Consider the following 26,256-nt stretch of genomic DNA (forward strand, 5'->3'; position numbering starts at 1 on the left):
TGCTACTAAAAAACAGGAGCAAGCAAGTTGTTTAATTGTTCATATTCTATCAGGAAAGCATCGTGTCCGTGAATGGACTCTATTTCGTTATAAGAAACATTTACGTTATGCTTTTTCAACTCCTGATAGGTTTCCTTATTCTCTTTGGCGGTAAAAAACAAATCTGAATTTATACCGATAATATGTATTGTGGCCTCAATTTTTGAAGCAAAAACTTCGAAAGAATCACTATTTCGGGTCACATCGATCGTTTTTAATAATTGATTCATCATTTTATAAGAGGCCAATTGAAAACGTTTTTGCAATTTTTTCCCGTGATGAAGCAACCAACTTTCGATATTAAATATAGCTAATTCCTCATTAATGGTTCGGTCAAATTTCATCTTGAAAGATTCCGGAGTTCTGTAACACAACATCGCATGAATACGAGCATCTTCAATTGGATTTGACGAATTTTTTAAAATTTGCTCCTGCAAAAAACAATTCGCTATCAACCAATCAGTCGATTTCCAGTCAGTAGCTATTGGAATTAAATGCAAGGCCAACTTAGGTTCTAAAGCAATCATTTCCCAGGCAATTCCTCCACCTACTGAACCTCCAATAACTGCATATAATTGTTCTATTTTAAGACATTTAACCCCCTCCATAAAAAGTCTGGCAACATCTCTGGCAGTAAAATCCAAATAATTCTCCACTATAATCCCATCATAACCATTCCCTGGAACATTAAAAGCTAAAATGCTGTATTTATTGGTATCAATAGTTTTATTTTCTCCAATTAAATCATTCCACCATCCTGCTGAACCAATAACCTGAGAATTCCCAGTCAATGCGTGATTTACCAAAACAACAGGTGCTGTATTCAATTCAGGCCCAAAAGCCTGGTAGCTTAAATTTAAAACAGGATAAAACACACCACTCTCGGTAGTGAAATTTTGAATTATAATGTGATTGGGTTTATTTTCCAACTTCAAATCTTTAATATAGGATTGATTATGGAAATATTAAAAAGAAAGTTCAATAAACTAGAAGATTTACATTGTTATCTTTTCCCGATTCGGGATAGAATGTAGCACCTTCTTCGACAATCGAAGGGTTGCTAAGGCTTCATCGGGTCTAATCCCTCGTCCTTTCTTTATAACATTTCAATATGCTTACGAACTTTAAAGTGGCAAAGTAACCACTATTTTTCCAAACAAACAAATTTTGCCAATGCAGTTTTAAATTGGCAATTATATAATAAACAAACGCAGACCATCGCTGAACACAAAATCCAGAAATTACCTGCGTTTGAATTTTATAGTAACGAAATTACAATTAGATAAATAGTGTTTCATTTTCTTTAGAATACATCAAAAACGTTAATGAATTAGATGCTTTTTTTTGACTTTTAGCATCCTCCGCTACATTAATACCAAATCTGGTATTTGTTAATTCTATTCTATTTCTGTTTTCTTCACTATTATTAGTCCTTATTTCTCTTATAAAGTCTAACGCCCTTGTAATCATTCTTCTTGTGCTCATGATGTTTAAATTTAATTTATTTGACTTATTGTTTGTTTTATTAAAATCTATGTTTGTTGTATAAAAAAACCCTTTTGATAGGTACCAAAAGGGTTTATATATTTTTATAAACGATACTTTTGGTTAACAACAGACCAGCATCTGTACACAAAGTACAGCCGCCGAAGATTGCTTTTTCATCTTATTGTTAATACTAATCATTGTTATTCTATTTTAATTTTATTATTTGTGTTGTAAACAAAAAGCCTCCTAATTTCTTAGGAGGCTTTTGCTATATTTTTGTCTTATTTGAATAAAAACATTAAGCAATTGCACTCCTGCAAATTCCCTTAGATTGAACCATAGCTTTTTTACAAATAATAAAATTCATTTCTCCTTTTTTGTTTTGTGTTACAAAGATATAAAAAAAACTTTACCACCAACTACATTTTTAAAATTTTAAACCCAAAAAAAGCTAATTAACAGTTAATTATGAGTTTTTATGTCTATTTTAAGATATTGATTGTAAAAACAAATCAAAAAAGAGCTTTTTCGCTCGGAAAATTCACTAAATTAACCTTATTCCACCCTTTTGATTTGATATTCAAATATACTACCAAAAACAGAAACACATGTTAATTGATCTTTAAATTAAAGTTATCTTAAACCAACCTAAAACCATCTATTTGTATTTACATTTTCCCAAACAATCCCAATTCTCTTAAATATTTAAAATTTTAGTTCAGTTTCATTTACAATTCAAAAATGGTTTCATACCTTTGCACCTCAAAATACGAGAGGAAAAATTTGAACTGATTGCAACCTCTTCATAATGAACCCAGTTGATTATGAATACTGAAGATTTTCAGTAGAAAAAAATGCTAAAGCAGAAAACCTCCTTTAGTCCTTTTTGCAGTTATTTTTTCCTCGCTTAATATTAAAAACAATAATTATGGCCTATTTATTTACGTCAGAATCTGTGAGCGAAGGACATCCGGATAAAATTGCAGATCAAATTTCAGACGCATTAATTGATAATTTCCTGGCATTTGATGCTGATTCAAAAGTAGCTTGCGAAACCTTAGTAACTACTGGTCAGGTTATTTTAGCCGGAGAAGTGAAATCGAACACCTATTTGGATGTACAACAAATTGCCCGTGATGTAATCAAAAAAATTGGTTACACTAAAAGCGAATACATGTTTGAAGCCAATTCTTGTGGAATCCTTTCAGCTATTCACGAACAATCTGCCGATATTAATCAGGGAGTTGACAGAAAAACACCAGAAGAACAAGGAGCTGGTGACCAGGGGATGATGTTTGGTTATGCTACTAACGAGACTGAAAACTACATGCCTTTAGCATTAGATATTTCACACAACCTATTAAAAGAATTAGCAGAATTAAGACGTGAAAATAAAGAAATCACTTATTTACGTCCTGATGCTAAAGCACAGGTAACTTTAGAATATAATGATGATAATACTCCAGTTCGTATTGATGCTATTGTAATTTCAACTCAACACGATGATTTTGATGAAGAAGCTGCCATGCTTGCTAAAATCAAAAAAGATATTATCGAAATTTTAATTCCTAGAATTATCGCTAAATATCCGGTTTATGCTCACTTATTTAACGATAAAATCAACTACCACATTAACCCAACAGGAAAATTCGTTATTGGAGGACCTCACGGAGATACCGGTTTAACAGGAAGAAAAATTATCGTTGACACTTATGGCGGAAAAGGAGCGCATGGCGGAGGAGCTTTCTCAGGAAAAGATCCAAGTAAAGTTGACCGAAGTGCTGCTTATGCAACACGCCATATTGCTAAAAACCTTGTAGCTGCCGGTGTTGCTGATGAAATTTTAGTTCAGGTTTCTTATGCAATTGGTGTTGCAAAACCAATGGGAATCTTTATTGATACATACGGAACTTCAAAAGTAAATTTAACCAATGGAGAAATCGCTAAAAAAGTGGAAGCCATTTTCGATATGCGTCCTTATTTTATCGAACAACGTCTAAAATTAAGAAACCCTATTTACAGCGAAACTGCTGCATACGGACACATGGGACGTACACCAGAGGTAGTTACTAAAACTTTTTCGGCTCCCGGAGGTGAAGAAAAAACAGTAACTGTAGAATTATTTACATGGGAAAAATTAGATTATGTAAACCAAATCAAAACAGCATTTGGATTATAATCTATCGTTTTTATACAATTCAAAAAGCCATTCGCAAAAAACGAATGGCTTTTTTTATTATTAAAACACAAATTCAAACGACCTTAACAAAATTCAAAATCAATCAATGTTTCCCACAACAAAGACTATTTTTTTTTCTATTTTTACAACAAAAGTAAAATACAAATCATAAAACGCTAACAACATAATGCACATAGCAGTAGCAGGAAATATAGGCTCAGGAAAAACCACATTAACCGCTTTACTATCCAAACATTTCAAATGGGAACCTCATTACGAGGATGTAGTAGACAACCCTTATTTAGATGATTTTTACCATCAAATGGAGCGTTGGTCATTTAATCTTCAGATTTATTTCTTAAATAGTCGTTTTCGTCAGGTGATGCAAATTCGCGAAAGCGGAAAAAAAGTCATTCAGGACAGAACCATTTATGAAGATGCCCATATCTTTGCTCCAAACCTATATGCAATGGGATTAATGGCTACTCGTGATTTCCAAAACTATTCAACTCTTTTCGAATTAATGGAATCTACAGTAAAAGCTCCTGATTTGTTAATTTACCTAAGAAGTTCCATTCCAAATTTAGTGGGACAAATACACAAACGCGGACGCGAATATGAGAATTCGATTTCAATTGATTATTTAAGCCGTTTGAACGAGCGTTACGAAGCCTGGATTCACACTTACAACAAAGGAAAATTATTAATTATAGATGTAGATCGTATCAATTTTGTGGATAATCCGGAAGATTTAGGAAATATTATAGAGCGAATCAATGCCGAATTAAACGGATTGTTTTAAAATTCAAACAGCATAAAAAAATGCCCTGCAATTGCAGGGCATTTTATTTATAACATATTTACTTTTTATGAGCACAACAACTCTTTTTCCCTGAAGTTGGAGGCACAAACTTACCATTAGCATCATAACAGGACAGACAAGCTTCTTTTTCTTCAGGAGTACAATGCAAGCTATCACACATTTTTGCACATTCTTCTTTAGTCATCGTTGCACATTTAGTCATATCACAATGTCCCATCATTTGTCCACCATGATGACAGGATTCCATTTCCATCATATTACTATGCTTGTCTAACATAGTATGAGAACCATTCCCTAAAATGGGCGCAATAACCAAACCAATCAAACAACTTAACTTAATTAAAATATTCATCGAAGGCCCCGAAGTATCTTTGAATGGATCACCTACCGTATCTCCAGTTACAGCAGCTTTATGCGCATCAGAACCTTTATAAGTCATTTCGCCATTAATCATTACTCCTGCTTCAAAAGATTTCTTGGCGTTATCCCAAGCACCTCCGGCATTGTTTTGAAAAACCGCCCAAAGCACTCCCGAAACCGTAACTCCAGCCATATAACCTCCCAGCATTTCGGCAATTAATTGATTATTATCACCATAAACTAATTTACCCAGTAAAACAATTGTAATAGGAAAACCAATCGTCAGAACACCCGGCAACATCATTTCGCGAAGCGCAGCTTTAGTAGAAATAGCAACACATTTAGCATATTCCGGTTTTGCAGTTCCTTCCATAATCCCCGGTATTTCCTTGAACTGACGGCGTACTTCATACACCATATCCATAGCCGCTTTCCCAACCGAATTCATAGCTAATGCCGAAAAAACCACCGGTATCATTCCACCCACAAACAACATTGCTAAAACAGGTGCTTTGAAAATATTAATTCCGTCGATTCCTGTAAAAGTTACATAAGCCGCAAACAAAGCGAGCGAAGTCAATGCTGCCGATGCAATTGCAAATCCTTTTCCGGTAGCTGCCGTTGTGTTTCCTACTGAATCTAAAATATCTGTTCTGGTACGCACTTCTTTTGGTAATTCGCTCATTTCGGCAATTCCTCCCGCATTATCTGATATTGGACCAAAAGCATCAATAGCCAATTGCATTGCCGTGGTAGCCATCATAGCCGAAGCTGCCAGTGCCACCCCATAAAAACCTGCCAAAGCATAAGAAGACCAAATTGCTATTGCAAATAATAAAACTGTTGGAAAAGTAGAAACCATTCCTGTTGCTAAACCAGCAATTACATTCGTTCCCGCTCCCGTACTCGATTTTTGAACAATAGCCATTACTGGTTTTGTTCCTAAACCCGTATAATATTCTGTAACCGAAGAAATCACTCCTCCTACTATCAATCCGATAATAGTGGCGTAAAAAACACGCATAGATGAAATTTCCTGACTTCCTTCTCCGAAAAACTCCATTCTCATGGATTGTGGCAACATATATTGCACTAAAAAGAAACAACTAATAGCCGTTAAAATTATGGCAACCCAATTTCCTTTATTCAATGCTTTTTGTACCTGAGCTTCTTTAGCATTATCATCGGTTATCTTTACTAATAACGTTCCAATAATAGAGAACAGAATCCCAAAACCTGCAATTGACATAGGCAATAAAATAGGACCAATTCCGCCAAAAGCATCCTGGATATTTCCTCCCATATCTTTGATAACATAATTTCCAAGAACCATAGCTGCCAGAACTGTTGCCACATAAGAACCGAACAAATCGGCACCCATTCCGGCAACATCGCCTACATTATCCCCTACGTTATCTGCAATGGTCGCAGGATTCCGAGGATCATCTTCAGGAATTCCAGCCTCAACTTTCCCAACTAAATCTGCTCCAACATCAGCGGCTTTGGTATAAATTCCACCTCCAACTCTGGCAAACAAAGCAATAGATTCTGCTCCTAAAGAAAAACCCGCTAAAGTTTCTAATACAACTGTCATGTCTTCAATAGAAGTCCATGTACCGCCCATAAAAAAATGATAAAAGAAAATAAAAAAGGAAGTTAAACCTAAAACCGCTAAACCAGCAACTCCTAATCCCATTACTGTACCGCCTCCAAAAGAAACTTTTAAAGCCTGAGACAAACTGCTACGGGCAGCCTGAGTGGTTCTCACATTGGTTTTAGTTGCTATTTTCATTCCCATATTTCCCGCTAAAGCAGAAAAGAAAGCACCAATAACAAAAGCTACTACAATTAATAAATGTGTTTTAACTCCGGGTAGAAAAGTAATTCCTGCTAAAACAATACTGGCAAAGAGAACAAAAACGGCAAGTAACCGATACTCGGCTTTCAGAAAAGCCAAAGCTCCTTCGTAGATATAATCCGAAATAGAAGCCATTTTACCATCGCCGGCGTCTTGTTTTAAAACCCAGGCTCTCTTTAAAAACATAAAACTAAGTCCAATCAATGCCATTATAACTGGCACCCAAATCATAATTGTATTCATAAATTCGTTTTTGGTTAAGATTAATAATCAACAGCATACAAACGAATTTAAACAAAAAAAGCAATATTTCTGAGAAATATTGCTTTTTTATAAGATTTATAATCTAAAATTATTTAATACTAAATAATCCTTCTGGTTTGTTTTCAATTGCGTTAAAACGATCAGTACACTCTTTGATGATTGCTTTTGCTTCACTCAAATCTCCCCAACCTTCAACATCTACTTGTTTATTTTCAAGGTCTTTGTACACTTGGAAGAAATGCTCGATTTCTTTCAATAAGTGTGGGTTAACATCTGATAAATCATTCAATTTATTCCAAATAGGATCAGATACTGGTACACAAACAATTTTCTCATCTGGTCCTTTATCATCTGCCATATGGAAAACACCGATAGGTTTTACTTCCATGACACAACCTGGAAAAGTAGGCTCATTTACTAAAACCAAAACATCTAATGGATCTCCATCTAATGCTAAAGTTTCAGGAATAAATCCGTAATCAGCAGGATACATCATTGAAGAGAATAACATTCTGTCAAAACGCATTCTTTTGATTTCGAAATCGTATTCATATTTGTTTCTACTTCCTCTTGGAATTTCGATCAAAACATCGAAAGTGTTTATTTTGTCTGCAGTCATTTTATTTATTATCTTAAGTTGATTTTATTTGCGCACAAAAGTAATTTAAATCCTTATTTATAACAAAACATTTAGTTTAGATTTCGTGATTTTTAGAAATAAAAGCCAAAGGTTCCTTTTACTGAAAATTTTTGCGCATCAGGTGTATTTAAGTAATTCCCTCTCCATGTAAAATCAATTCGGAATACTTTAAAAATATTTCCAATTCCGGCACTGTATTCCCAATACCCATTTTCGGGTGCTACATAGGTTAATCCCGAAGCATTAATAGCTTTATTAGCATCTGATACTGTCCCGTAAACTCCCTTTGCTCCTATAATTTCCCTCCAGTTTAACTTTCTCATAAAAGGAATTCTGGAAAATAATCGCCCACCAAAATTATGCTCCCATTGTAAAGTAGCATATTGGTCAGCAACAAATTCATAAAAGTTAAGATTATTGAAAGTATTTTCAATTGTTGAATATGATTGATTTCCAGGAATCACACTCATCAACCCTAACGGAATAGTTCCAAAAGTTTTCCCTAATTCCACAACAACATTAGAACGCCCTAAAGGACCAATAATTATAGGTTGTTTGTAATACAATTGCAATTTATCATAATCAAAATCACTATCTAACAATCCTTTAAATCCATGACTGTAATTAACATAAAAGCGACTAAAAGGACTATCAACAGTATTCCTTTCAACCCCATAACCAATCATTTTTCGGTTTGGAGTTAGCTCTACCTGAAAATTAACTTCCGATTGTTTTACATCACTTTTCTTAGTCATCGTATTCAAATCTGTATAATAATCCAGACTAAACACATCTGAAGCTGATTCTAAAGTTCGATAGGAAAATCCTGCCTGAAACATCAGATTTTTTACCGGTTCGATTTCAACAGCTACATTGGACAAATTAATATTCGTCAATTTTCCGTTACTACTTGTTGAAACTATAGACGACGAAGCAAAACTTCTTCCCAAAACATCGTTAGTCGTGGTTAAACTAGCACCAATTTGCTCAACATCCCGCCTGTTTCCTCCTGAAATAATAATTCTTCTTTTCTTGTCCACCATCCATTTTCCGGACAGACCATATTTGAATTTATTATCATCAAAACCATAAGCAGTATATCCTTGTAAACGCCAGGGATCATTAGGTCCAAAATAAGTTCTTCCTCCTGTTCTTATTCGGACTCCTTCTACCTGATTGTATCCAAAAGTGGAAAATATAGGCCCGTAATCAAAATGCCCAAATTGAATATAACCACTACCAAGAATCGAAACCAGATTATACAAACGCTTGAATTTCTTAACAGTTTGTAAGGTATCCAGCATTTTGTAGATTCCTTTTTCGTCTTTATTTAGATTTTCAAAACGATTATCTTCCCAATATTTATCTGACTTATTGTAAACCTCATTATCAATATAATTTACTTCCTCTTTATAAAAAGCAGCCGGTTTTTCGATATTGAATTTATGATTTTGATATAACGTAGTACGTTTTCCATAAACACCTTTAGACTCATCTTTTTTATTCAAAGCAAAATCCGACATCATATAATCACGGGTCAACAGAAAAACCGAATCATTTTCCACCTCAAATTCCTGCTCGATATAAATATCTTTTACCCAGTTAATATTAGCACTTTTAGTAACTGCCATATTAATTTTCTTGATAGCAAAAGTGGTATCATTTACCCAAAAATCTCCTTTAAAAGTAAGTTCGTTTTTTCGTCTTGGATAAAACAAAATATTATAACACCATTTTTTACCTATAAAAGCACTATCTCTTAAAACATAATTATAGACATCTATACCTGTTTTAGACAATGGACTGGTAAAACTTTTATCAAAAAACGTCATGTGATTATTATAGATATCGTAATCTGAATACAAGTCTTTCACAAAAGACAATATCTGTTGGTTATCGCTAAATCCGGAGTTTTTATTAGCCTTAAGCTTTTCTTTAACCTTTTTCAGTTTATTATTTCCATACACATCCGATAATGACTCATTAATAAAAATAGGCAAATACGTTTTTCCGGTAACCCTTGAAGTATCAATATGTTTAAAAACAAATTCCATTCCTTTAAAAAGCTTGCTCTTCATAAAAGCACTATCAATAGTATTCATATCGAATTCTACTTTTTCGTACTTCTCCATTTGATATTGATCAAACTGATACAAACCATTTTTCCTTTTTCTTTCCCAAATTTTTCTAAGAATATCTAAAGCCGGATTATTCTTTTTAGAAGTTTTTCCCGTATAAATAACCACTTCTTTTAATTCTTCGGCATCTTTCATAACTACTTTAAAGTTGTAATTAACAGCCTTAATCAAAGTAATTTCTCTATCCGAAAAACCAACTGAAGTAACAACTAAAGTAGTATAAGTTTCAGAAGACTCTATATAAAAGCGTCCGTCTTCATTAGACATAACTCCCTGAGTCGAACCTTTCAAAATAATATTCGCAAAAGGAACGGGCTGATTAGACTTATCTACCACCATCCCACTTACTTTAGTTTGAGCCAAAAGCGTTATAAAAAAAGACGATATAAAAAACAGTGCTAAAAATAGGTACTTCTTACTCATATAGTAAATTTAAAAAAAAAGCTTCATCAAACTAACGTAAGATGAAGCTTTAATAGTATTTATTATGTATTATTTATACATTACTTTCTTTACAGCCTTAACAACATCATCAGCATTAGGCAACCATTCTTTTAAAAGTACTGGTGAATATGGCGCTGGTGTATCAGCAGTTGTAATTCTTTGGATTGGAGCATCAAGAAAATCAAAAGCTTGTTCCTGAACGATATAAGTAATCTCAGAAGAAATACTTGCAACCGGCCATGCTTCCTCAAGAATTACCAAACGATTTGTTTTCTTAACAGAAGTAAGAATTGCATCTTTATCCATTGGACGAACTGTTCTCAAATCGATAATCTCACAAGAGATTCCTTCTCTAGCTAATGCATCAGCAGCAATAAAAGCTTCTTTGATAATTTTACCAAAAGAAACGATAGTTACATCAGTTCCTTCTCTTTTAATATCAGCAACTCCAATTGGAATTACATATTCTCCGTCTGGCACCTCACCTTTATCACCATACATTTGCTCAGATTCCATGAAGATAACCGGATCATTATCACGGATAGCAGCTTTCAAAAGACCTTTAGCATCATAAGGAGTTGAAGGCACAATAACTTTAAGTCCCGGAGTATTAGCAAACCAGTTTTCTAAAGCCTGAGAGTGAGTAGCTCCTAATTGACCTGCAGAAGCAGTTGGTCCACGAAAAACGATAGGCACATTGAATTGTCCACCTGTCATTTGACGCATTTTAGCAGCATTATTTATAATTTGATCAATACCTACTAAACAGAAGTTGAAAGTCATGTATTCTACAATAGGACGACAACCGTTCATTGCAGATCCTACTGCAATTCCTGAAAAACCAAGCTCAGCAATTGGAGTATCAATTACCCTTTTTTCACCAAATTCAGCCAGCATTCCTTTAGAAGCTTTGTATGCTCCATTGTATTCTGCTACTTCTTCTCCCATTAAATATATGGATTCATCGTGACGCATTTCTTCGCTCATCGCTTCGCAAATGGCCTCTCTAAATTGTATTGTTCTCATATTTATATTGTATGTTGAATTTTCTGAGGAGCAAAAATAAATATTTTAAACCATTTAAAGCACAAATTAACTTAAATAATCAGCCCTAAATTCTAACATCTTATTGTCGGTATGTGAATATCTCGCTTTTATCCCGTTATTTTAGCAATATCAAACAAGCAAAAAATATCCAGTATCATTCCTAAGTAGTTATTGATAACCGATTATTCGAAATATTATTCTAATTTTGTAACTCAATCTTCAAAAAATACATTAAATCTTCAAAACATGAAAATACTAGTTTGCATCAGTCATGTTCCTGATACTACCTCTAAAATCAATTTTACCAATGGTGATACAGAATTTGACACGAACGGCGTACAATATGTAATCAACCCTAATGACGAATTTGGATTAACTCGTGCTATTTGGTTCCAGGAACAACAAGGCGCTACCGTAACAGTAGTAAATGTGGGTGGCCCGGAAACCGAACCAACATTAAGAAAAGCACTTGCTATTGGAGCCAACGATGCTATCCGCATCAATGCAACACCTACCGATGGTTTTTTTGTTGCTAAACAATTAGCAGAAGTTATTAAAAATGGTGCTTACGATTTAATTATAGCCGGAAAAGAATCCCTTGATTACAATGGAGGAATGGTTCCCGGAATGACAGCCGGTATTTTAGGATACAATTTCTTAAACGCCTGTATCGATATTGCAGTTAATGAAACTAACGTAAAAGCAGTTCGCGAAATTGACGGAGGAAAAGAAACTGTTGCCACTTCACTACCTTTAATCATTGGTGGACAAAAAGGAATCGTAGAAGAAAAAGATTTACGTATTCCAAACATGAGAGGAATCATGACTGCCAGAACAAAACCTTTAAATGTAATAGAAGCTGTTGATGCTGCTACAAACACAAAAGCGGTAAAATTTGAAAAACCAGCTCCAAAATCAGCTATAAAAATGGTTTCTCCGGATAATTTAGACGAATTAATCGACTTATTACACAACGAAGCCAAAGTAATTTAGTATTCAGTTAGCAGTCACAGTAATCAGTTTCAACTTTGACAAATAACCGAATAAACAAATAACCGAATAAACATAAAGAATATGTCAATATTAATATATGCAGAATCCGCAGAAGGAAAATTAAAAAAAGTAGCTTTTGAAATTGCTTCTTACGCAAAAAAAGTAGCTGAAACTTTAGGGACTACAGTAACTGCTTTAACCATAAATAGCGATAATGTTTCTGAATTAGCCAAATACGGTGTTGATAAAGTTTTAAAAGTTACCAATGATAAACTGGCCGGATTCAACGCTAAAGCTTATGCCGACGTTATCAAACAGGCAGCTCAACAGGAAAACACAAAACTTGTTGTTTTATCTTCCAGCACTGACAGCATCTACCTTTCGCCTTTAGTTGCCGTAAACCTGGAAGCAGGTTATGCTTCTAACGTGATAGATTTACCTGTAAACACGGCTCCTTTTCAAGTAAAAAGAAATGCTTTTTCAAACAAAGCATTCAACATAACCGAAATCAATACCGATATCAAAGTTATCGGACTGGCTAAAAACTCTTATGGTATTTTCGAAAATGCTTCAACTTTAACTGAAGAAGTTTTTTCTCCAAACCTCGAAGACAATGACTTTGATATAAAAACAGAATCAATTGAGAAATCGTCAGGAAAAGTTTCTATTGCCGATGCTGACATTGTAGTTTCAGGAGGACGCGGATTAAAAGGACCGGAAAACTGGGGATTAATTGAAGATTTAGCCGCTGTACTTGGCGCCGCTACCGCTTGTTCTAAACCAGTATCTGACTTAGGCTGGAGACCACACGCAGAACACGTGGGACAAACAGGGAAACCAGTTGCCACGAACTTATACATTGCCATCGGAATTTCGGGAGCTATTCAACATATCGCCGGAATTAATGCTTCTAAAGTAAAAGTGGTTATCAATACCGACCCTGAAGCTCCTTTCTTTAAAGTTGCTGATTACGGAATTGTAGGAGATGCTTTTGATGTTGTCCCAAGATTAATAGAAAAATTAAAAGCTTTTAAAGCCCAAAACGCTTAAGATTATTAAGTATCAACAATAAAATAATTCTGCCTAATAAAATAAGATAATCGTATCTTTGCTTATTGGCAGAATTTTTAATTAATATTGCAGCCTAAAATTAAAAACCTAAAAACTACATTTTTTCATTTCAACAATTATGAGCTTAGTCAAACTATCCATAAAAGGAATTTCATATAGCCAAACACAAAATGGAGCCTATGCTTTGATTTTGAATGAAGTAGACGGCGAGAGAAAACTCCCTATCGTAATAGGTGCTTTCGAAGCTCAATCCATTGCTATTGCTTTAGAAAAAGAAATAAAACCTCCACGCCCGCTAACTCATGATTTGTTCAAAAATTTTGCCGAACGCTTTGACATAGTCGTAAAACAAGTCATTATCCACAAACTGGTTGACGGTGTTTTCTACTCAAGTATTATTTGCGAAAGAGACAAAATCGAAGAAATAATTGACGCCAGAACTTCTGATGCTATCGCATTGGCTTTACGTTTTAACGCTCCAATTTTCACTTACAAAAACATTCTTGACAAAGCAGGTATTTACCTAAAAACAAATCCTACTGACCCTGATCAAGAAAACCAGGCAATGGATGATGTTATTTCAAATCCGGAATCTTTCTCAACAGAAGCCGAAAGCGGAAGAGCTTATATCAAATACAGTCTACAGGAATTAAATGATTTATTAATTCAGGCTGTTGAGCAGGAAGATTACGAAAAAGCAGCAAAAATAAGAGACGAAATTTCAAAGAGAGAATCGTAGTTTTATTTGATTATTTGTTAATTCGAATAACCAAATTACCAAATCCACAAATTACCATTAGAAATGAAGCAATATTTAGATTTAGTAAAACATGTCATGGAAAATGGTTGCCAAAAAGGTGACCGAACCGGAACAGGAACTAAAAGTGTATTTGGCTACCAGATGCGTTTTGATTTAAGCGAAGGTTTTCCAATGGTTACCACCAAAAAACTACATCTTAAATCCATCATCTACGAATTGCTTTGGTTCTTAAAAGGAGACACTAACATTGGCTACCTTAAAGAACATAATGTAAAAATTTGGGATGCCTGGGCAGATAAAAACGGCGATTTAGGCCCTGTTTACGGACATCAATGGCGCAATTGGAACAGCGAAGAAATTGACCAGATTTCAGATTTAATCCAGGAATTAAAAACCAACCCGAATAGTCGCAGAATGCTGGTTTCGGCATGGAATCCTTCGGTATTACCGGACACTACAAAATCATTTGAAGAAAACGTAGCTAACAACAAAGCAGCTTTGCCACCTTGCCATGCTTTCTTCCAATTTTATGTAGCCGATGGAAAATTATCCTGTCAACTTTACCAGAGAAGTGCCGACATATTTTTAGGAGTACCTTTTAACATCGCTTCATACGCCTTGTTAACGATGATGATTGCACAGGTATGCGACTTAGAACCGGGAGAATTCATCCACACATTTGGTGACGCACACATCTACAACAACCATTTCGAGCAAATCGAACTTCAATTATCCCGCGAACCAAGACCATTACCAAAAATGATCTTAAATCCGGCGGTAAAAAACATCTTCGACTTTGACTACAATGATTTCACTCTTGTAGGCTATGAACCACATGAAACCATCAAAGGAAATGTAGCTGTATAAAACGAATTAAAAAAAAAGCGTTTTAGATTAAACCTCTAAAACGCTATTTTCTGTTCCTGCAAATTCATTCCATTTATAAGAATCCGCTTCTGTTTCGTTGATATATTCTCCGTCAACCAGATATTTAAATTCGTAAGCTGCGTCTTTATCTAAATCAAAAGCACCTTTAAAAGTACCGTTTTTCAATTTACTCAAAGCACCTTCTTCAGGATTCCAATTATTAAAATCACCTACTACCGAAGCGTTGGTAGCCTCTTTAGCTTCTATTGAAAACGTAACTTTACAAACCGGTTTTGACTTTATAAATTGTTTTTTAATTGACATAACTGTTTCATTTTTAGATTTATGAGACAAAGTAAATCAATTTATTTGAAGTCCAGACACCACTAATAAACTTTTAAGATAAAACGTAATAAAATGTTAAAAACAAAATGAATTGATAATTTAAAAAGGTCAAAATTTTCAAAACCCAAAAAATCAAGCGTCTAAAATCAAATATTTTTCCGACACAATTTAGCTTTTCGAAATTATATTTTATCTTTATAAGCAAAAAAAATCAATCTATGAAAACCGAACAACATGAATTATACGAATACGCCAGAAAACGTATAAAACAGAAAAAGAGAGTTTATTTTCACTTTGTTTTATTGTTTTTATCCAGCTTATTTTTATTTGTTGCCACAAAAGTTTTTAAATTTAACGAAGGTGCTCATTGGCATATTTGGCTAATTACTGCTTGGTTGTTTTTATTTATTTTACACTTTACAAAAGTTTTCATCACTGATCGTTTTATGGATAAAAATTGGGAAAGAGAACAAATTGACCGATTAGTAGAATTACAACGAAAAAAAATCGAAGAATTAAGCAATCATATAAACGACGAACCCACTACTAAATAAACACTAATGATTACAATGATTGCTGCCGCTGCCGAAAACAGAGCACTCGGAAAAGACAACCAATTAGTTTGGCATTTACCCAATGATTTTAAAAGATTTAAAAGCTTAACTACAGGTCACCATATCATAATGGGAAGAAAAACATTTGAAAGTTTTCCTAAACCACTACCTAACAGAACACACATAATTATTACCAGACAAAAAGACTACAAAGCCGAAGGTTGTATTGTAGTTGACAGCATAGAAAAAGCGATAGAAAGTTGCCCTAAAAACGAAGAAGCTTTTATTATCGGCGGAGGTGAAATTTATAATTTAACTCTTTCTTTTGCAGATAAAATTGAACTTACAGTTGTGCATCATAATTTTGAAGCCGATGCTTTTTTTCCGGAAATAAAAACTGATGACTGGGAATTAATCAATAGCGATTTTCAAAGTAAAGACGAAAAACATCTTTATGATTACACTTTTGAAACTTACATCAAAAAACAAAAAACACCTCAATAAAAGAGGTGTTTTTTTTAACTCGTGCAATAGCATTTAAAATTAACGTTCTATTCTTGAAAAAGAATTTGACATAACAATACCAAATTCACAAATAATAAACTCATCCCTGAAACGAGAATAATAATATTTGCGATTTTTCGAGAGAACATCTCAAAAAAGCCTTTAATACCAAATACCACGAAGGTAGTAAAGACCATGAAAATTAAAATTTCCAAAAACAAATTTAATCCTAAGAACGTATTTTGCGCCTGAACCAAAACGCCATTTTTAAGCAAAGCAGCGCCGTCAAAATAAATCACAAGAACAAATGAAATTGCCAACGCAAAAAACAACCATCTGAGTTGAACCATCAATTCTCTATTATGTATTGCAAAGAAATTCATATTGTAAATTTCAACATATCAATCTTGTCATACAATACCCACTTTTAGTGATTTTTTAATTTTTTTTTACAAACAAATTGAAACTCAATTTAAACACCAACTTAAAAGGCATTATAGTATATTTGCCAAAATTTAAAAAATGGACAAAAACATCACCCCATATAAAGACTCTTCTTTAGGCAAAAAAGAACAAGTTGCAAAAATGTTTGATACAATTTCAGGAAATTATGACAACTTAAACCGTGTTATCTCTTTTGGTATTGATGTCAAATGGAGAAAAAAAGTGCTTAAGATTGTCAACGACAATAAACCTGAAACCATTTTAGATATTGCAACGGGGACCGGAGATTTAGCCATACTGATGTCAAATACTAGTGCTAAAGAAATTATAGGATTAGACATTTCAGCCGGAATGCTTGAAGTAGGAATCAAAAAAGTAGCTCAAAAAAACCTGTCTGACAGAATAGAGATGATCTTAGGCGACTCGGAAAAAATCCCTTTTGACGACAACCATTTTGATGCTATCACAGTTGCTTTTGGGGTTAGAAATTTCGAAAACTTAGAAAAAGGTTTAGCCGAGATATTGCGTGTTTTAAAACCAAACGGGACTTTTGTAATCCTGGAAACATCAGTTCCTGAAAAAACACCATACAAACAAGGTTACAATTTTTACAGCAGAAACATATTACCTATTATTGGAAAATTATTTTCAAAAGACAATGTTGCTTATGGTTACCTGTCAGAATCAGCAGCTGCCTTTCCTTATGGAGAAGCCTTAAACAATATTTTAAGAAAAACTGGGTTTATAGATGTAAAAGCCATGCCACAAACTTTTGGTGTAGCCACAATATATGTTGCCTCTAAGAAATAACCTTTTATAAAATGAAAAAAATAGCCGTCTTTATTCTATTATTACTTTCTTTCGGGGGATATCCTCAATCAAAAGGTATGTTTAGTAAAGACCCTATTATCAATCTGGAAAATTTCCAAAAACAAAAATTATATTTTGGTTACTATTTAGGTTTTAGCTCATTCGATTTTAAATTCGATTACAAAACTGTAGCCCCTGATATTCAAGTCCAAAAAAGCACCGGTTTCAATGTAGGAGTTGTAGCCGATTTAAAGCTTCAGGAATACATTAACCTGCGTTTTGAACCTGGTTTATATTATACAAAAAGAACACTAAATTACCCCAATTTCACCAGAGAAATTGATGCCGTAAGAGACGTAAACAGCACCTATATTCATTTTCCTTTATTATTGAAATTTTCATCATTACGAACAGGTAATATTCGTCCATATATAGTAGGCGGATTATCAACCACTTTGAATTTATCTTCTAACTCAAAGTCTATAGATGATAATCTCCAACAAAAATTCAGGGTAAAACCTTGGAGTACGAATTACGAATTAGGCTTTGGAATCGATTTTTTCTCCGAATATTTCATATTCTCTCCTTCTATTCGTGGCTGTTTTAGCCTCAAAGACGAACTCATCAGAGACAACGACCCCAACAGTCCTTGGACAGCTAACATCGAATCAATGAAAAGTCGGGCTATCTTTATTAACTTTACCTTTCATTAATTGAACTAAGTCTGATTTCGCTTAAACTCACTTAAAATAATTCCGGTTGCAGTTGCCACATTTAAACTTTCGGCTTTTTGCAAATTTCCAAAACGAGGAATTGAAAGTCTGTTTTTAATCATTGACTCAATTTCCTGCGAAATACCATTCGCTTCATTTCCCATAATAACAATTCCTTCCTGAGGCAAATTACTTTTATAAATATTTTCACCATCCATAAAAGTTCCAAAAACAGCTAATTTAGTCTGAGAAATATATTCCACTAAATCCACATAAGTCACATTAACCCTGCTAATAGAACCCATTGTTGCCTGAACTACTTTTGGATTATAAATATCTACTGTTTCCTTAGAACAAATAAGCTGCTCAACTCCAAACCAATCACATAAACGCAAAATAGTACCTAAATTTCCCGGATCTCTAACATCATCCAATGCAATAATTAAACCTGATTCTATGATTGTTTTTTCTTCCGGAATTTTAAAAACCGCCAAACAGCTGTTAGGTGTAGCCAAAGCACTAATTTTTTTCAAATCATTTTCGTGAATTAATGATTTCTTACTCCCTAAAACTTCTTCAAAATCATGTTGGGTAGTATACAGATGTTCTAATTCAAAATTAGACTGTAAAAGTTCCTGAATTACTTTTACTCCTTCAGCAAAAAACATTTGATTGATTATCCTATACTTTTTTTGCTGTAAACTAGTTATAAGTTTTATTTGGTTTTTACTAACCATAAAAATATGTACTTTTGAATTAAATATTTTAGACCTCTTGAAAAAAATTTCAACAAAAATATCACTATTTATTCTAATAGGAATAATTATATCCGCTTGTAACGCCGAAAAAAGAGTTCCTGATGGAAAGCAACTTCTTGCAAGCAACCAAATTATAGTAAATGGAAAAAAAATTAATACTGAAGATGTTCATGAACAATTGTACCAAAAACCTAACGGTACTTTTCTAGGTTACCGTTTACGATTAAATCTATATAACTTAGCTAATTTAAACCCTGATTCTACTTATCAGGCTAAATTCACAAATCATCCGGGAAAGTACGAACGTAAATCAAAATGGCTTTCGGCAAAACAAGTAGACCGTTTAGGAAAATCTTTTTGGTATCACGGTATTCACGACTTTTTAAAAAAAACAGGAGAACCTCCTGTGATTATCGATACAATAAAAACCCAAAAATCAGTTTCAAGACTTAAATATTACTATTTCAACAATGGCTATTTTGATGTAAAAGTTAATTCACAGCATGACACTGTAAAACCAAAAAGAGGAAAAATAAAATACGAAATTACAACTAACAATGCTTATACGCTGGATACTATAAAAGCAATAATTAGTTCACATCAACTCGATTCTTTATACAAAAACGCAAAAGAAACCTCAATCATTAAATCTGGAAACCAATTCAAAACAATTGACTTTTCGGATGAAAAAAACCGTCTTTCGAATTACTTTAGAAATCATGGCGCTTATTATTTTCAGCCTACATCTATTGTATTCGACATTGATACCATTGGTAAAAAACACAAAGCTAATGTTAATATAAACATTGGAAACTACAGCTATCAGGATAAAGATTCCACCATAGTAGAACCCTATAAATTATACAAAATCAGCAGCGTTGACATTTATACCGACTATGCTCCAAACACTAACAAACAAAACATTACTGACAGCATCTCTTATCAAAATTTCAACTTATACGGAAGAGAAAAAATAAAATACAAACCACGAGCTATTACCAATGCCGTTTTTATTTCCAAAGGAAGCCTCTTTGCCGATTACAAAACCGTATTAACGTCAAGATATTTTAGCAATCTTAAAATCTTCAATGCACCAAGCATTCAATATGAAATAGACAAAAAAGATTCGCTTCATAACTCTTTGATTGCAAAAATTTACCTGACTCCAAGAAAAAAATACAGTTTTCAGGCATCATCCGACTTTACGCACTCTAACATTCAGGACATTGGAATTTCATTTAGCCCGTCACTAACCATTAGAAACATTTTTAACGGAGCTGAAACCTTAGAAATTTCAGCCAGAGCCAATGTGGGATCTTCAAAAGATTTAGCCAATCCAAACAACCAATTCTTCAATGTTTCGGAATATGGAGTCGATTTAAAACTGAATTTTCCCCGAATATTTTTACCTTTTTCCACCGAGAAAATCATTCCTAAGAGTATGATTCCTTCTACACAAATTGGTATTGGTTATGCTACGCAAAAAAACATTGGATTAGACAAAGAAAATTTCACCGGAGCATTCACTTACAATTGGAATCCAAAACAAAACAATACGGCAAGATTCGATTTACTTAACATTCAATTTGTACACAATCTGAACCCTCAAAACTATTTCAACGTATATAGTTCCTCTTACAGAGCATTAAACGCACTAGGAAAAATTTACAATATAAATCCTGATTATGTCGATACCGATAACAATCTTATTATTGACCAAGGAGCAGCCGGTTTTATAGTAGATGCACTAACACAACAAACCAGTTTAACGCCACAAAGCAAAGAGTACAAAGAAATTTTAAGTATTGCAGAAAGAAGAGTCCGACTGAGTGAAAACAATTTTATTCTTGCTTCTAATTTCACTTTTACCAAAACCACAAAAAAAGACTTAAAAGACAATAATTTTTACCAATTTAAAGCAAAAATAGAAACTGCCGGTTCGCTGCTGTCTTTACTCTCAAAAACAATCGGTTTAGACAAAAACAGCAACGGCAACTATGATATTTTCAAATTAGAATACTCAGAATACGCTAAAACAGAATTTGATTACATCAAGCATTGGGATTTATCCAGACAAAATGTTTTAGCGCTGCGAACATTTTTTGGCATTGCCGTACCTTTTGGAAATTCTGATTACATTCCTTTCTCCCGAAGCTATTTCGCAGGTGGATCTAACGACAACAGAGCATGGCAACCATACAGCCTCGGACCCGGAAAGACAGAATCGATATTAGATTTCAATGAGGCCAACATGAAGATAGCCTTAAGCGCCGAATATAGATTTAAAATTTTAGGAGACTTAAAAGGAGCACTATTTGCTGATGCAGGAAATATTTGGAATGTATTTGACAACGTAACCGACAAAAAAGCAACATTCAATAATTTATCCAGTTTAAAAGATCTGGCTTTAGGCTCCGGATTTGGACTTAGGTACGATTTAAGCTTCTTTGTAGTCCGATTTGATTTTGGATTTAAAACCTTCAATCCTGCCGAAGAATCAGGAAAAAAATGGTTCAGAGATTACAATTTCGGACACTCCGTTTTAAATTTTGGAATAAATTATCCTTTCTAATACTAATAAATTCTTATTTTTGCGAACTTAATCTAAAAACTAAAAATCTAACTAAAAACAAAAAACAAAATGGGACACAACATTAAACCCGGTGTAGCAACTGGCGATCAAGTTCAGGAAATCTTTAATTATGCAAAAGAAAAAGGCTTTGCTTTGCCTGCTGTAAACGTTACAGGATCTAACACAATTAACGGTGTTCTTGAAACAGCTGCTAAATTAAAAGCACCGGTTATTATCCAATTCTCAAACGGAGGAGCGCAATTTAATGCAGGAAAAGGACTTTCTAATGCGGGAGAAAAAGCTGCAATCGCAGGAGCAATTGCAGGAGCAAAAAGCATTCATACATTAGCAGAGGCTTACGGAGCAACTGTAATTTTACATACTGACCACTGTGCAAAAAAATTATTACCTTGGATTGATGGTTTATTAGATGCTTCAGAAGAGCATTTTGCTGCAACAGGAAAATCATTATTCAGTTCTCACATGATTGACTTATCTGAAGAGCCAATCGAAGAAAACATCGAAATTTGCAAAACTTACTTAGAAAGAATGAGCAAAATCGGTATGACATTAGAAATCGAACTTGGAATCACTGGTGGTGAGGAAGATGGTGTTGACAACTCTGATGTTGACAGTTCAAAATTATACACTCAACCGGAAGAAGTAGCTTATGCTTACGAAGAACTTTCTAAAGTAAGCCCAAAATTCACTATCGCTGCTGCTTTTGGAAACGTTCACGGAGTTTACAAACCAGGAAACGTAAAATTAACTCCAAAAATCTTAAAAAATTCTCAGGACTTTGTTCAAAAGAAATTCAATACGGAACACAATCCGGTTGATTTCGTATTCCACGGTGGATCAGGTTCTACTTTAGAAGAAATCAGAGAAGGAATTAGCTACGGAGTTATCAAAATGAACATTGATACTGACTTACAATTTGCTTTCACTGAAGGAATTCGTGATTTCATGGTAAACAACATTGAATACTTAAAAACACAAATTGGTAACCCAACAGGTCCTGATGCTCCAAACAAAAAGTATTATGACCCAAGAAAATGGTTGCGTGAAGGAGAAGTAACTTTCAATGCAAGATTGGAACAGGCTTTTGCTGACTTGAACAACGTAAATACACTATAATTTTAGATTGCTGATTTTAGATTTTAGATTTTTCGAAATCTAAAGTCTAAAATCTAAAGTCTAAAATCTAAAATCTAAAAAAATGGCTTGGTTTAAAAGACAAGAAAAAGGAATCACAACTCCTACCGATCAGAAAATGGATGTACCAAAAGGACTTTGGTATAAATCTCCAACAGGAAAAATCATTGATGCTGAAGAACTGGAACGCAACTTATTTGTAAGTCCGGAAGATGGTTTCCACGTGAGAATAGGTAGTGCTACTTATTTTGAAATCTTATTCGACAACAATGAATTTACCGAATTAGATCCAAACCTAACGTCTAAAGACACTTTACATTTTGTTGATACTAAGAAATATTCTGACCGTCTGAAAGATGTAATGGAAAAAACCAAACTGAAAGATGCTGTACGCACAGGTGTTGGTAAATCCAAAGGAAAAGATTTAGTAGTTTGCGCTATGGATTTTGCCTTCATTGGAGGTTCTATGGGAGCGGTTGTAGGTGAAAAAATCGCCAGAGGAATTGACTACGCTATCAAAAACAAATTACCATTTGTTATGATCTCTAAGTCAGGAGGAGCCCGTATGATGGAAGCCGCTTATTCCTTAATGCAATTAGCTAAAACCTCGGTAAAATTAGCCCAACTTTCTGAAGCTAAATTACCATACATTTCTTTGTGTACTGATCCAACTACGGGAGGAACAACAGCTTCTTACGCCATGTTAGGAGACATCAACATTGCTGAGCCGGGTGCCTTAATTGGATTTGCGGGACCACGTGTTGTAAAAGACACTACAGGTAAAGATTTACCGGAAGGTTTCCAAACTGCCGAATTCCTTTTAGAGCACGGTTTCTTAGACTTTATAACCGCCAGAAAAGAATTGAAAGACAAGATTAACTTGTACATTGATTTGATTCAAAACAACGAAATTAGATAAATTAAAATCCCGATTGCTCGGGATTTTTTTTTGCTTTAAACTTTCCGAAAAAGTATTTTCTTTTTTTTAAAAGCAGAACGATTATCGCTTTTCAACAACATCCCATATACTCTGCGCTATATCTTTGTTTTTTCTGCAAAAAAACAAAGGATGCCGTTCCGATAGCTATCGGAACGATCAGGGTTACGAAATTACGTTTTATTTCCAATAATTAATTTTGTAAGAATATTTTAATATATTTGAAAAAGCAATAAAGCAAGACAAACCTTCGCCAATCTACCCGATTTTGGATGCATATACGAAGGTTTTTTCGCCTATAAACTAGTTAGCAGCCATTTTAAACCCGTTATGAAAACAATACTTTTCTTTCTTATTACTATTAGTTGTTTTGGTCAAAACAAAAAGTTGACTGACAAACAATATAACGAAAGTGGCGCTGCAAAAATTGAATTTTGCCAAACTGTAGAAGACGCAGAAAAGTTAGCAAGAATTGATTTAGCTAAAACACCTTTTGTGTTAGTTCAAGGCGGAATTGCCCCAATTGCTTATCCCATCAATAATGAGTTTAGTAATTCATGTGGTGTTTATTATTACGAACTTGGTTGTACTGGACCTGAAAGAAAAATTTCTGCCGCTTATAACAATATTGTATTTAAACATTTATGTGACACTTACGGCAAAAAGTGGAAAAAAACAATCCGAAAAGATGCTATTGGGCTAAAGGAGTTCAAAAAGAAAAACGGCTGCTAACAGCAGTTTCACGCAATTGCGAGTTTTGTGGTAAATTCAAGTTCTGTTTCCACCAAAGCTGGCACAAGCATCTTGCTTGTGCATACAAAGAATTTCAAAACTAAGCGGAATCCGTTAACGAAACCCCTCCTGCCCCACGCTGGCGCAAGCATCTTGCTTGTGCACACAAAGAATTTCAAAACTAAGCGGAACGTGATGATGAGATCCCTCCTGCGTCGGGATGACAATATTGCGAAATTAAAACGAGATTGCTTCATCCCTCGCAATGATTCTGAAATCTAATCCCGATTAACTATCGGGACTGCGACTGAACATTGAACACTAAAAAACTACATTCCAGTTCTAATAGCTTCAACCGGATCCAGTCTCGATGCTGAAATAGCCGGTAAAATCCCGGATATTAAACCGATTATTCCCGCTAAGCCTGCTCCTAAAAACACATTACCCATACTCAGCACAAACTCAAAGTCTAAAACTTTAGTCAAACCTACGGCTATTCCCCAAACCATCAACAAACCTACAAGCCCACCAATAACCGATAGAATAATTGCTTCAAACAAAAACTGAAAAAGAATAAATCGGTTTTTAGCTCCTAAGGATTTTTGAATCCCTATCAAATGCGTGCGTTCTTTTACCGAAACAAACATGATATTAGCAATTCCGAAACCACCAACCAACAACGAAAAGCCACTTATCACCCAACCTCCCAGTTTCATACTCCCAATAATCCCATCAATCAAATCCGTAAATCCCGAGAAAACATTAATAAAAAAATTATCCATTTCTCCTGCCTTAATTCCGCGATAAGCACGAAGTCTTTGTGAAATCTCAGCTTTATAAGCTTCCATATCAACACCATCCTCTGGTTTAAAAATAATTACATTAGAAAGCGAATCATTATTATCTCCAAATTTTTGTCGGACAAAATTAACCGGAATATAAGCCGCAGAATCCGTACTATCTCCAAAAAGACCAGCGCCTTTTTTCTTTAAAACCCCAATAACTCTAAAACGCTGCCCGTACAATCGCACATCCTTACCAATTGGCTCAACATCCTCAAATAAATTAGTTGCAATATCATTTCCCAAAACAACAACCTTTGCTCCTGAATTGGATTCGGATTCATTATAAAACCTCCCTTTTTCAAATTCTAATCCCTGGATATCAATCAATTCATGAGAAACCGGAACAATAGTTACCGTACTAACAATCTTGGAATCATATTTTATATTCTCTGTTTTAGTAAAAATTTGATAAGCAACTTCAGCCGTATTTGTCACAGACCCTTTCAAATAAAGATACTCATCGTATTTTACATTAGGAAACTGATCTCTTTTCCAGGCAGGAATATCCGAAGGTCCAAAAGAAAATTTCATTAGATAAATTGTATTCTTATCCAAACCTCTCAAATCGGTACTGATTTTATTATCCAATGAATCTACCGCCGCCAGAACAGCAATAATAGAAAAAATTCCAATTGTCACTCCAAGTAGCGAAAGTAAGGTTCGTAATTTATTATTTCGCAATGCATTAATCGCAAAAGCAAAACTTTCTTTCAGTAATCGAAGATATAGCAACATAAAATCTATTTTTAATAAAGTAAAATTCTGTAAATATTATTCAAAAACCTAATATAAAATTCTTTTAACACAATAAAACACAGTGATTTCAATAAGTTTTCAAAAAAATGTGTCAATTAAAAATTATCTTATTTTTTGATAGTTTATTTTAACATTAAAAAAACTATTTTTGCACTTTATA

24 protein-coding genes and 1 riboswitch are annotated in these 26,256 nt (G+C 34.1%); of the genes, 14 read left to right on the forward strand and 10 right to left on the reverse strand.

Annotated features, from left to right (window positions below; genetic code table 11):
- Window positions 1–5: 5 nt before the first annotated feature.
- Together BLR17_RS00260 and BLR17_RS00265 are read right to left on the reverse strand one after the other, a co-directional pair.
- Window positions 6–968, reverse strand: coding sequence for an alpha/beta fold hydrolase (locus BLR17_RS00260; protein ID WP_245683094.1), 963 nt, complete (start codon window positions 966–968; stop codon window positions 6–8).
- A gap of 71 nt (window positions 969–1,039) precedes the next feature.
- Window positions 1,040–1,144, reverse strand: a riboswitch (SAM riboswitch).
- Between the two features lie 173 nt (window positions 1,145–1,317).
- Window positions 1,318–1,524, reverse strand: a complete 207-nt coding sequence (locus tag BLR17_RS00265; protein ID WP_066328672.1) for a hypothetical protein — start codon at window positions 1,522–1,524, stop codon at window positions 1,318–1,320.
- Between the two features lie 931 nt (window positions 1,525–2,455).
- Between BLR17_RS00265 and metK the strand changes: the two genes are divergently transcribed.
- The gene (gene metK / locus BLR17_RS00270) at window positions 2,456–3,706 is read left to right on the forward strand and encodes a methionine adenosyltransferase (protein ID WP_066328671.1); all 1,251 of its coding nucleotides are present in this window, start codon (window positions 2,456–2,458) and stop codon (window positions 3,704–3,706) included.
- A 187-nt stretch (window positions 3,707–3,893) separates the two neighbouring features.
- Window positions 3,894–4,508: a deoxynucleoside kinase gene (locus BLR17_RS00275; RefSeq protein WP_066328670.1), complete on the forward strand. Its 615-nt coding sequence runs from the start codon at window positions 3,894–3,896 to the stop codon at window positions 4,506–4,508.
- A 58-nt stretch (window positions 4,509–4,566) separates the two neighbouring features.
- Here the strand turns inward: BLR17_RS00275 and BLR17_RS00280 are convergent, their stop codons facing one another.
- From BLR17_RS00280 to BLR17_RS00295, 4 genes are all read right to left on the reverse strand, one after another.
- Window positions 4,567–6,990: a sodium-translocating pyrophosphatase gene (locus tag BLR17_RS00280; RefSeq protein ID WP_083189469.1), complete on the reverse strand. Its 2,424-nt coding sequence runs from the start codon at window positions 6,988–6,990 to the stop codon at window positions 4,567–4,569.
- A gap of 109 nt (window positions 6,991–7,099) precedes the next feature.
- On the reverse strand, window positions 7,100–7,630 hold the full coding sequence (locus BLR17_RS00285) for an inorganic diphosphatase (protein WP_066328669.1): 531 nt from the start codon (window positions 7,628–7,630) through the stop codon (window positions 7,100–7,102).
- Window positions 7,631–7,722: 92 nt separating this feature from the next.
- A complete protein-coding gene (locus tag BLR17_RS00290) occupies window positions 7,723–10,212 on the reverse strand; it encodes a DUF5686 and carboxypeptidase-like regulatory domain-containing protein (protein WP_066328667.1) in 2,490 nt (829 codons plus the stop codon).
- A 69-nt stretch (window positions 10,213–10,281) separates the two neighbouring features.
- On the reverse strand, window positions 10,282–11,259 hold the full coding sequence (locus BLR17_RS00295; RefSeq protein ID WP_066328666.1) for a pyruvate dehydrogenase complex E1 component subunit beta: 978 nt from the start codon (window positions 11,257–11,259) through the stop codon (window positions 10,282–10,284).
- A gap of 267 nt (window positions 11,260–11,526) precedes the next feature.
- On the opposite strand from BLR17_RS00295, the gene BLR17_RS00300 reads away from it, so the two are divergent.
- The 4 genes from BLR17_RS00300 (at window position 11,527) to BLR17_RS00315 (ending at window position 14,971) form a co-directional block, all read left to right on the forward strand.
- Entirely contained in the window at window positions 11,527–12,273 is a 747-nt protein-coding gene (locus tag BLR17_RS00300) for an electron transfer flavoprotein subunit beta/FixA family protein (RefSeq protein WP_066328665.1), read from the forward strand.
- Between the two features lie 81 nt (window positions 12,274–12,354).
- On the forward strand, window positions 12,355–13,323 hold the full coding sequence (locus BLR17_RS00305) for an electron transfer flavoprotein subunit alpha/FixB family protein (protein ID WP_066328664.1): 969 nt from the start codon (window positions 12,355–12,357) through the stop codon (window positions 13,321–13,323).
- A gap of 139 nt (window positions 13,324–13,462) precedes the next feature.
- Entirely contained in the window at window positions 13,463–14,083 is a 621-nt protein-coding gene (locus BLR17_RS00310) for a bifunctional nuclease family protein (protein ID WP_066328663.1), read from the forward strand.
- 63 nt (window positions 14,084–14,146) lie between these two features.
- Window positions 14,147–14,971 (forward strand): thymidylate synthase, encoded by an 825-nt coding sequence (locus BLR17_RS00315; RefSeq protein WP_066328662.1) that lies wholly within the window; start codon window positions 14,147–14,149, stop codon window positions 14,969–14,971.
- Between the two features lie 27 nt (window positions 14,972–14,998).
- On the opposite strand, the gene BLR17_RS00320 is transcribed toward BLR17_RS00315, so the two are convergent.
- Window positions 14,999–15,295 (reverse strand): isoamylase early set domain-containing protein, encoded by a 297-nt coding sequence (locus BLR17_RS00320; RefSeq protein ID WP_066328660.1) that lies wholly within the window; start codon window positions 15,293–15,295, stop codon window positions 14,999–15,001.
- Between the two features lie 239 nt (window positions 15,296–15,534).
- Here BLR17_RS00320 and BLR17_RS00325 point away from each other — a divergent pair, with 239 nt between their 5' ends.
- Both BLR17_RS00325 and BLR17_RS00330 read left to right on the forward strand, forming a co-directional pair.
- Window positions 15,535–15,870 (forward strand): 2TM domain-containing protein, encoded by a 336-nt coding sequence (locus BLR17_RS00325; RefSeq protein WP_066328659.1) that lies wholly within the window; start codon window positions 15,535–15,537, stop codon window positions 15,868–15,870.
- Between the two features lie 6 nt (window positions 15,871–15,876).
- Window positions 15,877–16,374, forward strand: coding sequence for a dihydrofolate reductase (locus BLR17_RS00330; RefSeq protein WP_066328658.1), 498 nt, complete (start codon window positions 15,877–15,879; stop codon window positions 16,372–16,374).
- Window positions 16,375–16,421: 47 nt separating this feature from the next.
- Here the strand turns inward: BLR17_RS00330 and BLR17_RS00335 are convergent, their stop codons facing one another.
- On the reverse strand, window positions 16,422–16,757 hold the full coding sequence (locus BLR17_RS00335) for a hypothetical protein (RefSeq protein ID WP_245683095.1): 336 nt from the start codon (window positions 16,755–16,757) through the stop codon (window positions 16,422–16,424).
- 139 nt (window positions 16,758–16,896) lie between these two features.
- On the opposite strand from BLR17_RS00335, the gene ubiE reads away from it, so the two are divergent.
- Both ubiE and porT read left to right on the forward strand, forming a co-directional pair.
- Window positions 16,897–17,628 carry a bifunctional demethylmenaquinone methyltransferase/2-methoxy-6-polyprenyl-1,4-benzoquinol methylase UbiE gene (gene ubiE, locus BLR17_RS00340; RefSeq protein WP_066328656.1) on the forward strand — a complete coding sequence of 244 codons (732 nt, stop codon included), beginning with the start codon at window positions 16,897–16,899 and terminating at the stop codon, window positions 17,626–17,628.
- 11 nt (window positions 17,629–17,639) lie between these two features.
- On the forward strand, window positions 17,640–18,341 hold the full coding sequence (gene porT / locus BLR17_RS00345; protein ID WP_066328655.1) for a type IX secretion/gliding motility protein PorT/SprT: 702 nt from the start codon (window positions 17,640–17,642) through the stop codon (window positions 18,339–18,341).
- 5 nt (window positions 18,342–18,346) lie between these two features.
- Here the strand turns inward: porT and BLR17_RS00350 are convergent, their stop codons facing one another.
- Window positions 18,347–19,078, reverse strand: coding sequence for a TrmH family RNA methyltransferase (locus BLR17_RS00350; RefSeq protein ID WP_066328654.1), 732 nt, complete (start codon window positions 19,076–19,078; stop codon window positions 18,347–18,349).
- A gap of 37 nt (window positions 19,079–19,115) precedes the next feature.
- Here BLR17_RS00350 and tamL point away from each other — a divergent pair, with 37 nt between their 5' ends.
- From tamL to BLR17_RS00370, 4 genes are all read left to right on the forward strand, one after another.
- Window positions 19,116–21,671 carry a translocation and assembly module lipoprotein TamL gene (gene tamL / locus BLR17_RS00355; RefSeq protein ID WP_066328653.1) on the forward strand — a complete coding sequence of 852 codons (2,556 nt, stop codon included), beginning with the start codon at window positions 19,116–19,118 and terminating at the stop codon, window positions 21,669–21,671.
- A gap of 69 nt (window positions 21,672–21,740) precedes the next feature.
- Window positions 21,741–22,808, forward strand: a complete 1,068-nt coding sequence (gene fbaA / locus BLR17_RS00360) for a class II fructose-bisphosphate aldolase (RefSeq protein WP_066328651.1) — start codon at window positions 21,741–21,743, stop codon at window positions 22,806–22,808.
- Window positions 22,809–22,890: 82 nt separating this feature from the next.
- On the forward strand, window positions 22,891–23,745 hold the full coding sequence (accD, locus tag BLR17_RS00365) for an acetyl-CoA carboxylase, carboxyltransferase subunit beta (protein ID WP_066328650.1): 855 nt from the start codon (window positions 22,891–22,893) through the stop codon (window positions 23,743–23,745).
- 348 nt (window positions 23,746–24,093) lie between these two features.
- Entirely contained in the window at window positions 24,094–24,495 is a 402-nt protein-coding gene (locus BLR17_RS00370) for an FEKKY domain-containing protein (protein WP_066328649.1), read from the forward strand.
- 329 nt (window positions 24,496–24,824) lie between these two features.
- On the opposite strand, the gene BLR17_RS00375 is transcribed toward BLR17_RS00370, so the two are convergent.
- Complete coding sequence (locus BLR17_RS00375; RefSeq protein ID WP_066328648.1) at window positions 24,825–26,075, reverse strand: ABC transporter permease; 1,251 nt, start codon at window positions 26,073–26,075, stop codon at window positions 24,825–24,827.
- Between the last annotated feature and the right edge of the window lie 181 nt (window positions 26,076–26,256).

Source organism: Flavobacterium glycines (assembly GCF_900100165.1).
GTDB lineage: Bacteria > Bacteroidota > Bacteroidia > Flavobacteriales > Flavobacteriaceae > Flavobacterium > Flavobacterium glycines.

Coding starts and splice junctions, on each gene's coding strand:
- BLR17_RS00335 (WP_245683095.1), bottom strand. CDS start 16,757: ATGAATTTCTTTGCAATACATAATAGAGAATTGATGGTTCAACTCAGA.
- BLR17_RS00310 (WP_066328663.1), top strand. CDS start 13,463: ATGAGCTTAGTCAAACTATCCATAAAAGGAATTTCATATAGCCAAACA.
- BLR17_RS00305 (WP_066328664.1), top strand. CDS start 12,355: ATGTCAATATTAATATATGCAGAATCCGCAGAAGGAAAATTAAAAAAA.
- BLR17_RS00315 (WP_066328662.1), top strand. CDS start 14,147: ATGAAGCAATATTTAGATTTAGTAAAACATGTCATGGAAAATGGTTGC.
- BLR17_RS00320 (WP_066328660.1), bottom strand. CDS start 15,295: ATGTCAATTAAAAAACAATTTATAAAGTCAAAACCGGTTTGTAAAGTT.
- BLR17_RS00370 (WP_066328649.1), top strand. CDS start 24,094: ATGAAAACAATACTTTTCTTTCTTATTACTATTAGTTGTTTTGGTCAA.
- BLR17_RS00330 (WP_066328658.1), top strand. CDS start 15,877: ATGATTACAATGATTGCTGCCGCTGCCGAAAACAGAGCACTCGGAAAA.
- BLR17_RS00325 (WP_066328659.1), top strand. CDS start 15,535: ATGAAAACCGAACAACATGAATTATACGAATACGCCAGAAAACGTATA.
- porT (WP_066328655.1), top strand. CDS start 17,640: ATGAAAAAAATAGCCGTCTTTATTCTATTATTACTTTCTTTCGGGGGA.
- BLR17_RS00300 (WP_066328665.1), top strand. CDS start 11,527: ATGAAAATACTAGTTTGCATCAGTCATGTTCCTGATACTACCTCTAAA.
- BLR17_RS00350 (WP_066328654.1), bottom strand. CDS start 19,078: ATGGTTAGTAAAAACCAAATAAAACTTATAACTAGTTTACAGCAAAAA.
- BLR17_RS00265 (WP_066328672.1), bottom strand. CDS start 1,524: ATGAGCACAAGAAGAATGATTACAAGGGCGTTAGACTTTATAAGAGAA.
- accD (WP_066328650.1), top strand. CDS start 22,891: ATGGCTTGGTTTAAAAGACAAGAAAAAGGAATCACAACTCCTACCGAT.
- BLR17_RS00290 (WP_066328667.1), bottom strand. CDS start 10,212: ATGAGTAAGAAGTACCTATTTTTAGCACTGTTTTTTATATCGTCTTTT.
- metK (WP_066328671.1), top strand. CDS start 2,456: ATGGCCTATTTATTTACGTCAGAATCTGTGAGCGAAGGACATCCGGAT.
- BLR17_RS00285 (WP_066328669.1), bottom strand. CDS start 7,630: ATGACTGCAGACAAAATAAACACTTTCGATGTTTTGATCGAAATTCCA.
- BLR17_RS00375 (WP_066328648.1), bottom strand. CDS start 26,075: ATGTTGCTATATCTTCGATTACTGAAAGAAAGTTTTGCTTTTGCGATT.
- BLR17_RS00275 (WP_066328670.1), top strand. CDS start 3,894: ATGCACATAGCAGTAGCAGGAAATATAGGCTCAGGAAAAACCACATTA.
- BLR17_RS00280 (WP_083189469.1), bottom strand. CDS start 6,990: ATGAATACAATTATGATTTGGGTGCCAGTTATAATGGCATTGATTGGA.
- fbaA (WP_066328651.1), top strand. CDS start 21,741: ATGGGACACAACATTAAACCCGGTGTAGCAACTGGCGATCAAGTTCAG.
- BLR17_RS00295 (WP_066328666.1), bottom strand. CDS start 11,259: ATGAGAACAATACAATTTAGAGAGGCCATTTGCGAAGCGATGAGCGAA.
- ubiE (WP_066328656.1), top strand. CDS start 16,897: ATGGACAAAAACATCACCCCATATAAAGACTCTTCTTTAGGCAAAAAA.